11 protein-coding genes are annotated in these 13,822 nt (G+C 72.7%); 6 read left to right on the forward strand and 5 right to left on the reverse strand.

Annotated features, from left to right (window positions below; genetic code table 11):
- Window positions 1–47: 47 nt before the first annotated feature.
- Window positions 48–1,997 carry a BglG family transcription antiterminator gene (locus CVS47_RS03540; RefSeq protein WP_127094850.1) on the forward strand — a complete coding sequence of 650 codons (1,950 nt, stop codon included), beginning with the start codon at window positions 48–50 and terminating at the stop codon, window positions 1,995–1,997.
- Window positions 1,998–2,006: 9 nt separating this feature from the next.
- Here CVS47_RS03540 and CVS47_RS03545 read toward each other — a convergent pair whose 3' ends face one another.
- From CVS47_RS03545 to CVS47_RS03555, 3 genes are read right to left on the reverse strand one after another with little or no spacing between them, the layout of a single operon-like run.
- Window positions 2,007–2,591, reverse strand: coding sequence for a GNAT family N-acetyltransferase (locus CVS47_RS03545; RefSeq protein WP_127094851.1), 585 nt, complete (start codon window positions 2,589–2,591; stop codon window positions 2,007–2,009).
- Between the two features lie 55 nt (window positions 2,592–2,646).
- Window positions 2,647–4,386, reverse strand: coding sequence for a phospho-sugar mutase (locus tag CVS47_RS03550; RefSeq protein WP_420899337.1), 1,740 nt, complete (start codon window positions 4,384–4,386; stop codon window positions 2,647–2,649).
- Window positions 4,383–5,213, reverse strand: a complete 831-nt coding sequence (locus CVS47_RS03555; RefSeq protein ID WP_127094852.1) for a purine-nucleoside phosphorylase — start codon at window positions 5,211–5,213, stop codon at window positions 4,383–4,385. The genes CVS47_RS03550 and CVS47_RS03555 overlap by 4 nt, the downstream gene beginning before the upstream one ends.
- Before the next feature lie 124 nt (window positions 5,214–5,337).
- Between CVS47_RS03555 and CVS47_RS03560 the strand changes: the two genes are divergently transcribed.
- Complete coding sequence (locus tag CVS47_RS03560) at window positions 5,338–6,798, forward strand: NAD(P)H-quinone dehydrogenase (RefSeq protein WP_127094853.1); 1,461 nt, start codon at window positions 5,338–5,340, stop codon at window positions 6,796–6,798.
- A gap of 95 nt (window positions 6,799–6,893) precedes the next feature.
- On the opposite strand, the gene CVS47_RS03565 is transcribed toward CVS47_RS03560, so the two are convergent.
- Both CVS47_RS03565 and CVS47_RS03570 read right to left on the reverse strand, forming a co-directional pair.
- Window positions 6,894–8,660, reverse strand: a complete 1,767-nt coding sequence (locus tag CVS47_RS03565; RefSeq protein WP_127094854.1) for an acetyl/propionyl/methylcrotonyl-CoA carboxylase subunit alpha — start codon at window positions 8,658–8,660, stop codon at window positions 6,894–6,896.
- Window positions 8,661–8,758: 98 nt separating this feature from the next.
- The gene (locus tag CVS47_RS03570; protein ID WP_127094855.1) at window positions 8,759–9,403 is read right to left on the reverse strand and encodes a Maf family protein; all 645 of its coding nucleotides are present in this window, start codon (window positions 9,401–9,403) and stop codon (window positions 8,759–8,761) included.
- 50 nt (window positions 9,404–9,453) lie between these two features.
- On the opposite strand from CVS47_RS03570, the gene CVS47_RS03575 reads away from it, so the two are divergent.
- Genes CVS47_RS03575 through CVS47_RS03590 form a run of 4 tightly spaced genes read left to right on the forward strand, consistent with a single transcriptional unit; the run spans window position 9,454 to window position 13,757 of the window.
- Complete coding sequence (locus CVS47_RS03575; protein ID WP_420899338.1) at window positions 9,454–10,812, forward strand: class I SAM-dependent RNA methyltransferase; 1,359 nt, start codon at window positions 9,454–9,456, stop codon at window positions 10,810–10,812.
- On the forward strand, window positions 10,809–11,465 hold the full coding sequence (locus CVS47_RS03580) for a response regulator (protein ID WP_127094856.1): 657 nt from the start codon (window positions 10,809–10,811) through the stop codon (window positions 11,463–11,465). The genes CVS47_RS03575 and CVS47_RS03580 overlap by 4 nt, the downstream gene beginning before the upstream one ends.
- The gene (locus CVS47_RS03585) at window positions 11,455–12,711 is read left to right on the forward strand and encodes a sensor histidine kinase (protein ID WP_127094857.1); all 1,257 of its coding nucleotides are present in this window, start codon (window positions 11,455–11,457) and stop codon (window positions 12,709–12,711) included. The genes CVS47_RS03580 and CVS47_RS03585 overlap by 11 nt, the downstream gene beginning before the upstream one ends.
- Complete coding sequence (locus CVS47_RS03590) at window positions 12,708–13,757, forward strand: hypothetical protein (RefSeq protein ID WP_127094858.1); 1,050 nt, start codon at window positions 12,708–12,710, stop codon at window positions 13,755–13,757. Before CVS47_RS03585 ends, CVS47_RS03590 begins: the two co-directional genes overlap by 4 nt.
- Window positions 13,758–13,822 lie beyond the last annotated feature (65 nt).

Consider the following 13,822-nt stretch of genomic DNA (forward strand, 5'->3'; position numbering starts at 1 on the left):
GGGGCGGCCGTCGCGTGCGGCTGCCGTGATTGACTGGGGGCGGCGCGATGCGCGCCCTTGCGGAGGACGACGTGACCAGAGCGCGGCAGGATCGCCTGCTCGGCATCCTCGCCCGCGACGGATCCTGGGCCACCGCCGCCACCCTGGCGGACGCCCTCGGGGTGACGCCCCGCAGCATCCGCTCCTATGTCACCGCCGTCAATGCGCGCGTCGTCCCGGGCGGTTCAGCCATCGAATCGGGACCGCAGGGCTACCGCGCGGGCGCCGAGGCGGGTGCCGCCCTGCGCGCCGGTGCCGGCGGCGAGAGCGGCACGCCGCGCGATCGCCTCCACCGGGTCGTGCGCTCGCTGCTGGACGCCCCCGACGGCGTCGACGTGCACGAGACGGCGGAGCGGCTCCACGTCAGCACGGCGACCGTCGACGCCGACCTGGCCCGCGTGCGTGCGCTGCTGGGCGGCACCGAGCTCACCCTCGAGCGCTCCGCCGACCGCGCGCGCCTGCGCGGCACCGAGATGGCGCAGCGGCGACTGCTGAGCAGGCTCGCCCACGACGAGATGGATGCCGGGTCGTTCGACCTCGGCGCGCTGCGCCGCACGCTCGGCGAGGGGTCGGTCGGCGCCCAGGCCTTCGGTCCGTTCAAGACCGACCTCGTGGCCGAGCTCGGCGCGCTGGGCTACTTCGTCAACGAGATCGGCATCTCCGACGTCGTCATGCACATCGCCATCGCCGCCGACCGGGTGGCCCGCGACCGCGGCCTCGAGGGCGGCGCGTCGGCCGAGCGCCCCGCCCAGAGCGAGGTGGGGGAGATCATCGCGCGCCTCGCCGTCCGCCACCTCGGCGTGGAGCTCGGTCCCGGCGACCGCCAGCACCTTGCGACGCTGGTGCTGACGCGCGTGGTCGCGCCCGGCGCCGGCGACCCGGTCGACGACGCCCGCGCCCGGCTCGAACCCGATGTGGAGAAGGCGGTCCGCGAGGTCGTCGAGCGCGCCGCGGGGCAGTTCCTCGTCGACATCGCCCACGAGGACTTCATCCTGCGCCTCGCCCTGCACGTGCAGAACCTCCTGCACCGCTCGCGCGAGCAGGCGTGGTCGCGCAATCCGCTCACGCGCTCGCTGAAGTCGACGTACCCGATGATCTTCGAGGTGGCGGTCTACATCGCCAGCGGTCTGAACGAGAGCCTCGGCATCCCGCTGCTCGACGACGAGATCGCCTACATCGCCATGCACGTGGGCGGCCGGCTCGAGCGCAGCAGGCAGGCCGACCAGCTCCTCACCGCGACGATCGTGTGCCCGGGCTACTACGAGCTGCACGAGCTTCTGCGCTCGTCGGTCGACCGCTCCCTCGGCCAGGCGATCGAGGTCACCGGCGTCGAGACGCGGGTGGACCCGGACTGGGGCTCGATCGACACCGATCTCGTGCTCACGACGATCGACCCCGCCGTCGCCGGCGACCGCATCGTGCGCATCCAGCCGTTCCTCACGGAATCGGACGTCGAGCGGGTGCAGGCCGCCGCCGGGCGCATCCGCCGGGCACGAAGGCTCGCGAGACTCCGGACGGAGCTCGAGCGCTACTTCGACCCGCACGCGTTCGTGCACGGGCTGGAGCCGGGGGAGGATGCCGCCATCCGGCGTCTGGGGTCGCTGCTGGTCGCCCGCGGCGTGATCGACGACGACTACGTCGAGCGCGCCCTCCAGCGGGAGCAGCTCTCCTCCACAGCCTTCACCGAGGCGCTCGCCGTCCCCCACGCCATGGGGATGACGGCCACGCGCACGGAGATCGCGATCGGCATCGCCGACCCGTCGATCCCCTGGGGCGAGGGCCGGGTGCAGGTGGTCGCGCTGGTGGCGTTCTCCGAGACCGACCGCGAGGCGTTCCAGACCGTCTTCGAGCAGTTCGTCGAGGTCTTCTCCGAGCGCGAGAGCGTGCAGCGGATCGTCCGGCGGGCGACCGACTTCGCCGGCTTCCTCGACGAGCTCGTCGCCGTCATCGACGGCTGAGCCGCAGGGTCACCGTCCGCGCAGGCGCTCCGACAGCCCGAGGCGCACGGCCGGCCACTCGGCGGCGATGATCGAGAAGACCACCGTGTCGCGCAGGGTGCCGTCCGGCCCGAGGCGATGGCTCCGCAGCACGCCGTCCTGTTTGGCGCCGAGACGCGCGATCGCCGCGCGCGACTGCCGGTTGTGCCAGTGCGTGCGCAGCTCCACCGCGATCGCCTCGCACGCCTCGAAGGCGTGACCGAGGGACAGGAGCTTCATCGCCGGGTTCACCTCGGTGCCCTGGGCCTCGCGGCCGAGCCACGTGTAACCGACCTCGACGTGCCGGTTGGGCTGGTCGATGCCGCAGAACGTCGTCATGCCGACGACCTTGCCCGTCGCGACGCGGCGCACCGCCCAGGGGTTCATGATGCCCTGGTCGCGCAGGCCGAGGCGCATCGCGATCTCGTCGGCGACACCCTCCGGCCGGGGGACAGAGGTGTACCAGGCGTACTCCAGGCCCTCGCAGGCCGCCGCGAGGTCATCGGCGTGCTCCGGACTCAGCGGCTCCAGCCGGACGTACGCGTTCTCGAGGGTGACCGGCGTGATGAGTTCCACGCGTCGAGCCTAGGCCGCGGCATCCATCGCTCCGGACGGCTGCCGCGGCCCGGCGTCAGCCCAGGTCGGCCAGCAGCGCCCGCGCGCCGGCGGTCAGCGCGGTGATGCGCGCCCGCGCGTCGTCGACCGAGTCGCCGCGGACGTCGAGGTACAGCTTGAGCTTCGGCTCGGTGCCACTGGGGCGCACGACCACGCGCGACCCGTCGGAGAGCCACAGGCGCAGCACATCGCCGGGGGGAAGGTCCGCGAAGCCGTCGAGCAGATCGTCGACGCGGTCGACGCCGACCTCGCCGATGCGCTCGGGGTGCCGAGCGCGCAGCGCGGCCATGATCCGGGCGATCGCCGAGACGTCCTCGACGCGCACCGAGATCTGGTCGCTGTCGAAGAAGCCGTAGGTCTCGCCGAACTCCCTCAGCAGGTCGCCGACGCCGGCGCCGCGTCCGCGGGCCTGCGCGGCCAGACCGAGGAGCGCCACCGCCGCGGAGATGCCGTCCTTGTCGCGGACGGTCTCGGGATTCACGAGGTACCCGAGGGCCTCCTCGAAGCCGTAGACCATGCCGGGTGCCCGGGAGATCCACTTGAAGCCCGTGAGCGTCGCGTGGAAGTCGAGACCGTGATGCTCGGCGACGGTCTGCAGACCCGGGGAGGACACGAGCGACGAGGCGAGCGACGCGTCGGTGCCCTCGGCCAGCCGCGCGGCGCGTGCTCCGAGGAGCAGGCCGACCTCGTTGCCGGTGAGGCGGCGCCAGCCGCCCTCCGCGGCATCGTCGGGGATCGCGACGGCGAGGCGGTCGGCGTCGGGGTCGTTGGCGACCACGAGCTCGGCGCCGGCCGCGCGGGCGGTCTCGAACGAGAGGTCCATCGCGCCCGGCTCCTCCGGGTTGGGGAACGAGACCGTCGGGAACCTGCCGTCCGGCGAGATCTGGGCCTCGACGACCGTCGGCCGGGGGTAGCCCGCGGCATCCAGGATCCGCGCGAACGTCTCCCACCCCACGCCGTGCATGGCCGTGTAGACCCACCTCAGACCCGCGGCGCCCTCCGGCGCCGGAGCGACCGCCGCGGTCGCGTCGACGTACGCGTCGACGATCGACTCGGGCGCGATCTCGTAGCCGAGCGAGCGGGGGAGCGCGCCCACGGTGCCGCCGTCGGCGACCTCCTGGATGCGTGCGGCGATCTCGGCGTCGGCGGGGGCCACGATCTGCGAGCCGTCATCGGGGCCGCCGAGGTAGACCTTGTAGCCGTTGTCGTTCGGCGGGTTGTGGCTGGCGGTGACCATGACCCCGGCATCGGCGCCGAGGTGCCGGACGGCGAAGGCGAGCACGGGGGTGGGCAGCAGGCGGGGGAGGAGGATGGCGCGCAGACCCGCACCGGCGAAGATCTCCGCCGAGTCGCGCGCGAAGACATCCGAGTTGCGCCGGCCGTCGTAGCCGATCACGACGCTCGGGACCTCCGCGTCCGAGCGGCCGCGGACGTAGGCCGCGAGCCCGGCGGCGGCCTGGGCGACGAGCACCCGGTTCATACGGTTGCTGCCGGCGCCGAGCTCTCCGCGGAGGCCGGCGGTGCCGAACGCGAGGCGCGCCGAGAAGCGGTCCGCCAGATCGGCGGACGCCGCGGCATCCCCGTTCTCGGAGCGCTCGAGCAGGTGCGACAGTTCGTCGCGGGTGTCGGGGTCGGGGTCCTGCGCGAGCCAGGCCCGTGCGCGATCGACGGCCGAGCCGTCGCGCGGAACCGCAACGTGCTCCGGGGCGGGATCCTGTCGCTCGGGCCCGGCGGCGGCCACGGTGTCCTCGCTCACAGGCGGCCGATCACGCGGGCCAGCAGGTCGGAGATGACGGGCTCGGCGGTGCGTCCGGCCTCGAGCACCTCCTCGTGACTCAGCGGCGTCTTCTGGATGCCGGCGGCGAGGTTCGTGATGAGGGAGAAGCCGAGGATCTCCATGCCGGCCTGCCGCGCGGCGATCGCCTCGAGCGCCGTGGACATGCCGACGATGTGCCCGCCGATCGCCTTGGCCATCTGCACCTCGGCCGGCGTCTCGTAGTGCGGCCCGCGGAACTGCGTGTACACGCCCTCGTCGAGCGTCGGGTCGACCTCGCGCGCGATCGCGCGCAGACGCGAGGAGTACAGATCGGTCAGGTCGATGAAGGTGGCGCCTTCGAGAGGGGAGTCCGCGGTCAGGTTGATGTGGTCGCTGATGAGCACCGGCTGCCCCGGCGCCCAGGTCTCCCGGATGCCGCCCGCGCCGTTGGTGAGCACCATGATCGTGGCGCCGGTCGCCGCCGCGGTGCGCACGCTGTGGACGACCCGGCGCACGCCGTGGCCCTCGTAGTAATGGGTGCGCGCACCGATGACCAGGACGCGGCGGCCGGACGGCGTCAGGATGCTGCGGAGCGAGCCCACGTGCCCGGCCAGCGCCGGCGCGCTGAAGCCGGCGACCTCGGTGGCCGGGACGGTGGCGACCGTCTCGCCGATGAGCTCCGCGGCGCGTCCCCAGCCGCTTCCGAGCGTGAGGGCGATGTCGTGGCGTTCCACACCGGTCAGCCGGGCGATGTCCGCGGCGGCGTCGGCGGCGACGGCGAACGGGTCGGCGGCGGGGTCGTCAAGGGGGTGGGGGTCGTGTGACATGGATCCCACTCTAGGAACACCGCGTCGGCGGGGCCAGGAGACGGATGCCGCAGCCCGCCCGGCCCGCGGCATCCTGCGCCTCGTCCGATGCCGCGGTGTGCGCTGGTCCCCGCGGCAGGGGAGAATGGAAGACATGTCGTTGAGCTTCGAGAGCAGCCAGAGCGTCGCCATCATCGGCGGCGGACCGGGGGGATACGAGGCGGCGATCGCGGGGGCGCAGCTCGGGGCCGACGTGACACTGATCGAGCGGGTCGGCATCGGCGGATCCGCGGTGATCACCGACGTGGTCCCGTCGAAGTCGCTCATCGCCACCGCGGATGCCGCCGTCGCCGTCTCGGAGGCGACCGACCTCGGCGTGCAGTTCTTCGCGAAGGGCGGCGACGGACGACCGCTGCGGCCCGAGATCGCCATCAACCTCGCCGCCGTCAACAAGCGCCTGCTGTCGCTGGCGCGCCAGCAGTCCGACGACATGCGCGCCTCGCTCGTCGAGGCGGGGGTGCGGATCATCTCGGGCCACGGGCGACTGGACAGCGATCGCGGCGTCATCATCTCGACCGGCCCCGACGGCACCGACTTCGACCGCGTCGAGGCCGACACCCTGGTCATCGCGACCGGATCGTCGCCCCGCGAGCTGCCGTCGGCCCGGCCCGACGGCCAGCGCATCTTCACCTGGACCCAGCTGTACGACATGAAGGCGCTGCCGGCGCACCTGATCGTGGTCGGCTCGGGTGTGACGGGTGCGGAGTTCGCGTCGGCGTACATGAACCTCGGCGCGAAGGTGACGCTGATCTCCAGCCGCGATCAGGTGCTCCCGGGCGAGGACAAGGACGCGGCGGCGGTGCTCGAGAAGGTCTTCAAGCGCGGCGGCATGACCGTCCTATCGAAGTCGCGCGCCGAGTCTGTCGTCAACATCGGCGACGGGGTGACGGTGACGCTCTCCAGCGGGCAGGTCGTCGAGGGCAGCCACTGCCTGCTGGCGGTCGGCTCCATCCCCAACACCGCCGGCCTGGGGCTCGAGGAGGCGGGCGTGCAGATGACCGACTCCGGTCACATCCAGGTCAACCGCGTCGCGCGCACCTCGGTGCCCAACGTCTACGCCGCCGGCGACTGCACCACGTTCGTGCCGCTCGCCTCGGTCGCATCGATGCAGGGGCGCACGGCGGTGTTCCACGCGCTCGGCGACGTGGTCATCCCGCTGGAGCGGCGCCGCATCGCGTCGAACATCTTCACCGCTCCCGAGATCGCGACCGTCGGCTGGCAGGAGAAGGACATCGAGGACGGCCTCATCGACGGCGTCGTGAAGAAGCTGCCGCTGGCGGCCAACCCGCGCGCCAAGATGATGGGCATCCGCGACGGCTTCGTGAAGGTGATCGCGCGCAAGGGCAGCGGCACCGTCATCGGCGCCGTCATCGTCGCCCCCCGCGCCTCGGAGCTCATCTACCCGCTCGGCATCGCCGTGGAGCGGCGGATGACGGTGGACCAGGTCTCGCGGGTGTTCGCGGTGTACCCGTCCCTGACCGGCAGCATCACCGACGCGATGCGCTCGATGCACTCCGTCGACCACTCGGACGCCGCGCGCGGCTGACCGGTCGCGGCCGGGCGACCGCCCGCGCGGCCGGGCCGCCGGCAGCGCAAGCGGCAGGCTGCCGACGCGGCAGGCGATCGCCTGCGGGCCCGTGGCTAGGAGATCGTCAGGAGCGCGTGCCCGGCCGACACGGTGGCACCGGGCGTCGCGTTGACCGAACCAACGACGCCGTCCTTGTGGGCCTGGATCGGCTGCTCCATCTTCATGGCCTCGAGCACGACGACGAGGTCGCCCTTGACGACCTGCTGGCCCTCCTCGACGGCGAGCTTCACGACGGTCGCCTGCATCGGCGACGTGACGGCGTCACCCGAGGCGCCGGCCATGACGGTCGTCGCGTGCGAGCGCCGTGACGGCGGGACCGCCGCCGGGCGACCGGCGGCCGACGGCGCGGCCACGATGCGGTCGGGGAGGCTGACCTCGAGCCGCTTGCCCGAGACCTCCACGACGACGGTGTGGCGCGTCTCGTCGGCCTTCGGGACTCCGGCCTCGCCGTCCCACGGCGGGATGTCGTTGACGAACTCGGTCTCGATCCAGCGGGTGAACACCCCGAACCGGCCGTCTTCCGCCGTGAAGGCGGGGTCGCTGACCACCTTGCGGTGGAAGGGCAGCACGGTCGGCATGCCCGAGACCTCGAACTCGTCGAGCGCGCGACGGGAGCGCTCCAGCGCCTCCGCGCGGTCGCGGCCGCTGACGATGATCTTGCCCAGCAGCGAGTCGAAGGCGCCGCTGACGCTGTCGCCGGCGGTCACGCCGGAGTCCAGACGCACGCCGGGGCCGCCGAAGGTCTTGAAGACGTTGATGGTGCCGGGCTGCGGGAGGAAGCCGCGCCCCGGATCCTCGCCGTTGATGCGGAACTCGATGGAGTGCCCGACCGGCTCGGGGTCGTGGTAGTCCAGGGTGCCGCCCTCGGCGATGCGGAACTGCTCGCGGACGAGGTCGATGCCCGTGACCTCCTCGGAGACGGGGTGCTCGACCTGGAGACGCGTGTTCACCTCGAGGAACGACACGGTGCCGTCGGCGCCGATGAGGAACTCGCACGTTCCTGCGCCGACGTAGCCGACCTCTTTCAGGATGGCCTTCGACGACTCGTAGAGCAGCCGGTTCTGCTCCTCGGTGAGGAAGGGTGCGGGAGCCTCCTCGACGAGCTTCTGGTGGCGACGCTGCAGCGAGCAGTCGCGGGTCGAGACGACGACGACCGTGCCCGCGGCATCCGCGAGGCACTGGGTCTCGACGTGACGCGGCTTGTCGAGGTACTTCTCGACGAAGCACTCGCCGCGGCCGAACGCCGCGATCGCCTCGCGCGTCGCGGACTCGAACAGCTCGGGGATCTCCTCGATGGTGCGGGCCACCTTGAGGCCGCGTCCGCCGCCGCCGTAGGCCGCCTTGATGGCGATCGGCAGGCCGAACTCCTCGGCGAACGCGACGACCTCGTCGGCGCCGTCGACGGGACCGGGGGTGCCGGGGGCGAGCGGGGCGCCCACCTTCTCGGCGACGTGGCGCGCGGTGACCTTGTCGCCGAGCGCCTCGATGGCGTCGGGCGACGGGCCGATCCAGGTGAGACCCGCGGCGATGACCGCGCGGGCGAAGTCGGCGTTCTCGGCGAGGAAGCCGTAGCCCGGGTGCACGGCATCGGCGCCGGAGCGCCGGGCGACCGAGAGGATCTTGTCGATCGAGAGATAGGTGTCGGCGCTGGTCGACCCTTCGAGGGCGTACGACTCGTCCGCGAGCCGCGTGTGCATCGCGTCCCGGTCCTGGTCGGCGTAGACGGCCACGGACGCGCGTCCGGAGTCCCTCGCGGCGCGGATGACACGAACGGCGATCTCGCCGCGGTTCGCGATGAGCACCTTGGCGATCTCAGGCATGGATGTCAGCCTATCGACCGGATCCGGAACGTTTTTGAGCGGTTCCTACAAGAACCGACGAAAAACGTGGGATTCCTACGACAACGTCGGCGCGCCTGTCAGATCTGGTTCCACAGCGCCGGCCAGTCCACGCCGAGCTCGCGCACCAGGCGCCGGAGGGTGGACAGCGACATCCCGACGACCGTGGACGGGTCGCCCTCGACGCGCTCGATGAAGGCGCCGCCGAGACTGTCGACGGTGAACGCGCCCGCGACCTGCAGCGGCTCGCCGGTGGCCACGTACGCGGCGATCTCGTCGTCGGTGACGTCGGCGGCGAAGGAGACGGATGCCGCGGCCACCGCCTGCGCGCGCGTGGGAGCGGCGTCCGGCGAGAGCCGGATCACGCTGTGTCCGGAGTGCAGCACGCCCGTGCGTCCGCGCATGTCCTTCCACCGCGCGACGGCGACGTCGGGCAGGAGCGGCTTGCCGAGGATCTCGTCGCCCAGCGCGAACATCGAGTCGCCCCCGATGACGATGCCGTCGAAGCCCGGATCGTCCGCGGCGAGGCGGGTGGCGACATCCTCCGCCTTCCGCTCCGCGAGGAGGAGCACGTGCGCGTCAGGATCGAGCCGACCCGTCGCGGCCTCGACCTCGGCGATGACCGCCTCCTCGTCGACGAGCGGCGACATCGTCTCCGGCTCGATGCCGGCCTGCCGCAGCAGCATCAGTCGGGCGGGGGAGGTGGAGGCCAGGCAGACGCGCATGCGGCCACGCTACCGCCGCCCGCCGGGGCGACCGGCGGGCAGGGTGTGGGATGCTCGGACCCGTGGACAGCGGAGACGTTCTTGACCTCGACATCACCGATGTCGCCCACGGCGGTGTGTTCGTCGCCCGGCTGCCGGCGGGGGACGCCGACCAGGGGCGCGGCCGCGTCGTGTTCGTGCCGGACGCGATCCCGGGGGAGCGCATCCGCGCGCGACTGACGGACGTGGGCAAGGCGTCGTTCTGGCGCGCCGAGGCCCTCGAGGTCCTGGATGCCTCGCCCCACCGCCAGGCGCATGTGTGGCGTCAGGCCGACATCGACGTGCCGCCGGAGGATCGCCCGGGCGGCGCGGACTTCGGACACATCGCGCTCGAGCACCAGCGGACGCTGAAGCTGGAGGTGCTGCAGGACGCGCTCACCCGCATCGGCCGGGTCGACGTGCCTGCGACGATGGAGGGCGCCCTGCCGGTCATGGACGCCGAGGGTGCCGTCGCGGCCGAGGAGTCCCCGGATGCCACGCGGTGGCGCACCCGCGTCAGCCTGCACGTCGACGCGGAGGGCCGGATCGGACCGTACGCCGCCCGCAGCCACCGGGTGGTGCCGGTCGCGGACCAGCCGCTCGCCACCGCCGCGATCGAGGAGGCCGCGCGGCACATCTCCGGCACGCGGGGCCGCATCGACTTCGTCCAGCCCGCCGACGGCAGGGTGCGCACCGTCGCCCGACCCGACTCCGATCGTCCGGTGCGCGGACGTCGGCGTCCCACCGCCCATCCCGCAGACGCACGCGCAGCGCGCGAGGTCGTCATCGAGCGCGTGGGCGACCGCGAGTTCCGCGTCGACGCGGCCGGCTTCTGGCAGGTGCACCGCCTGTCGGCGTCCTCGCTGACCCGCGCCGTGACGGACGCGCTCGTCGGCACCGTCGACGGCGACGCCGCACACCTCGACCTCTACGGCGGGGTCGGCATGCTCGCCGCCGCGGTCGGGGATGCCGGTGGCCCGGGCACCCGGGTCACGTCGGTCGAGTCCGACGCGCGGGCGACGGAGCACGCCGGCGAGAACCTGGCGGAATGGGTCGGCGCCCGGGCCGAGACCGCGCGCGTGGACCGCTACCTCCAGCGCCTCATCGCCGACGCATCGGCGGCGGAGCGGTCGCGGCTGGCGCGCGGTGTGGTCGTGCTCGACCCGCCGCGGGCGGGTGCGGGAGCGGACGTCGTCGAGGCGATCGCCGAGCTCGATCCGGCCCGCATCGTCTACGTCGCCTGCGACCCGGTCGCGCTGGCCCGCGACCTCGCGACGTTCGCCGACCGGGGGTACGTCGTGGACGGCGCCGTGCGCGCGATCGACCTGTTCCCGCACTCGCACCACGTCGAGGCGGTCGCCGCCCTCACTCCCTCTAGGCTGGCCCGATGACACGGGTGGCGCTGATCGACGACCATGAGTCCGTGCGGCTCGGGCTCGAGGCCGCGTGCGCACGATCGGGTAACGACGTCGTCTTCTCCGGCGCCGGGGTGGCGGAGTACGTCGAGTGGCGAGAGTCCACCCGATCGCGTCCCGCGGACGTCGTCGTGCTGGACCTCACCCTGGGCGACGGCTCCACGGTCACCGAGAACGTCAGCCGCCTCGTGGCGGAGGGGTCGAGCGTCATCATCCATTCCATCGCCGACCGCCCCGCCGCGGTGCGCGAGGCGATCGCCGCCGGAGCTGCGGGGGTGGTGAGCAAGTCCTCGCCCATCGGCGATGTGGCCGCGGCCATCCGCACGGTGGCGCAGGGCGAGCTGCTCGACAACGTCGAGTGGGCCAGCGCCGTCGAGGGCGACCGCGAGTTCGCAGACGCGCAGCTCTCGACGCGTGAGCGCGAGGTGCTCCGGCTGTACGCCGCCGGGCTCCCGCTCAAGGTGGTCGCCGACCGCCTGGGCGTCGCCTACTCGACCGCCAAGGAGAACATCACCCGCGTGCGGCTCAAGTACGTCGAGGTGGGCCGCCCGGCTCCGACGAAGGTCGATCTGCTGCGACGCGCCATGGAAGACGGGATCGTGTCGTCGGAGGGCAGCCGTGGCGATTGACTCCGAGCGCGCCGTCCTCGACGAGGCCTGGGGGCACATCTCCCAGACCCGCGACACCAGCGTGGGGCTCGGCTCGTTCACGCGTCAGCGTATCGAGCGCATCATCGGCTACGCCGCCGCGCTCGGCTCCACCATTCTGGGCGGCCAGGCTGTCGCCGGTGTCTTCGGCAGTGTCGAGGAGCAGCCCGAGTGGAAGCTGCCTCTCCTTCTCCTGACCTTCCTGCCCCTGGCGGCGATGATCGCCGCCTGTATGTTCGGCCGGTTCGTCCGCACGGCGGCCGGCGTCTTCGCCGTCGCCTACGTCGTCGCCCTCATCCTGTGGCCGCTCGCGTCAACGGGGTCCGCGCCGGAGCCCGGCGGTAATCCTCCCTGGATCTACCTCTTCGTCAACATCTCGACGCTTGCCGCTGTGCTTGCCTTCCCCCTGGCGCTGCAGCTCGCGTGGACGATTGCGATCCCGTTGCTCTGGGGCCTCGTCCGCCTGATCCAGGTGGACTTCGACAGCGCTTTCACCGTCTATCTCGCCCTCGACGTCTCCTTCACCCTGATGCTCGGCGGCGTCCTGATGGCGCTGGGGTGGGTGTTCCGCTCGCTCGCGTCGAACGTCGACGGCACGCGGGCTCGCGCGGTGGACGCCTACGCCGACGCCGCGGCGTCGGCGGCCTCGGAGCAGGAGCGGTTCGCCGTCGCCGCTCTCATGCACGACAGCGTGCTCGCGGCCCTCATCGCCGTGGAGCGCGCGGCGACGCCGCGAGAGCGGACGCTGGCCGCGGCGATGTCGCGCGAAGCGCTCACCCGCCTCGCCAATGCCGAACAGGACTCCGGCGAAGGCAGCGACGCTCCGCGCCCGATCGACTCGGTGGCCGACGACATCGAGAGGGAAGCCGGCGAGCTCGGCGTACAGCTCTCGGTCGCGCGCTCCATCGCTCCGGCGGCGCCGCCCATCCCCGGGCGCGTGGCTCGTGCGCTCGCGCTCGCTGCCACCCAGGGCGTCGCCAACGCCGTCCAGCACGCGGGCGGACGGGGCCTGTCCGTCTCGGTCTCGGCGACGGACACGCCGGCGGTGGTGCGCATCGCCGTCCGCGACACCGGCGCCGGGTTCGACTTCTCCGCCGTGCCCGACGACCGCCTCGGCATCCGAGCCTCGATCATCGCCCGCGTGGCCGCCATCGGCGGATCGACGGACATCGTCTCGGACACCGCAGGAACGACCATCACGCTCGAGTGGGGACACCCGGAGCAATGAGAAGCGTCCGTTCCGTCCTGGTGGGGCTGGGTATCGCCTTCATCGCCTACTTCGCTCTCCGCGCGCTCTGGTGGGTGGGGGCGCCCACGCCCCCGAACTCCCTGGCCCTCGCCGCGCTCACGCTCTTCCTCGCCACCGCGCTGCTGTGCCTGCTCTGGACTGCGCCGACCGCCACGGTGGCCGCGGCGACGGAGGAGGACGCGGAGGCGGGCAGTGGAGGCGGGCCATTGCATCCTTGGGCATGCGCCCTCGCGCTGGCGACTGCGGCCATCCTGCCCACGGCCATGGCCTTCGCCGTCGGACCCGACGCGCGCCTCCGGCCCTATTACGCGTGGATTCTCGGCGGTGTCGGCGCGATCATGACGATAGTCATGTCGCGACGGCGCCCATGGATCGCGTGGATCGGCATGATCATCCTGACAGTGGGTGTTGTCGCGTGGATGGGGCCGGCTGAGCCCTGGGGGCTCGGGCTGATCGGGTCGTACATCTGGGTGGTGGTCGCCCAGCTCATGGTCCTGTCCCTCGACCGCGCCGCGCGCGACACCCGTCGCCTGACGGTCCTGCAGCGCGCCACCTCCGGATGGCAGGCCTCCCAGACCGTCCGGCAGCGGGAGCGACGTGTGCAGGTGCAGCGGGCGCTCGCCGTCGCCGGTCCCGTCCTCACCGAGGCGGTCGCGTCGGGCGGCGTCCTCAGCGAGGAGGAGCGGCTGGAGGCGCGAATCGCCGAGGGACGGCTCCGCGACGAGCTGCGCGGCCCCCGCCTCCTCGACGACGCGGTGCGCGACGGGATCGACGCGGCGCGCCGACGGGGAGCGACGGTCACGGTCCTCGACGAGGGCGGACTCGACGACGCGCCGGAGGCGGCCCTCGAGCTCATCCGCCGCGAGCTCGCCGAGACGCTGAGCACCTCGAGGTCGGAACGCGTCATCATCCGGACCTCGCCGCACGAGAGCATCGCGGTCACGGTCGTGGGTCGCTCCGCCGACGGCGGGTCCGAGGACGTCGAGCTGTGGCAGGAGATCGCGCACCCCGTCCTGGACGCGTGACGACCGCGAGCCCGTGGGACGTCGTCGAGCGACGGCCTGACGACGAAGAACGCCCGCTCCCGATC

It is taken from the genome of Microbacterium lemovicicum (genome assembly GCF_003991875.1).
GTDB classification, from domain to species: Bacteria; Actinomycetota; Actinomycetes; order Actinomycetales; family Microbacteriaceae; genus Microbacterium; species Microbacterium lemovicicum.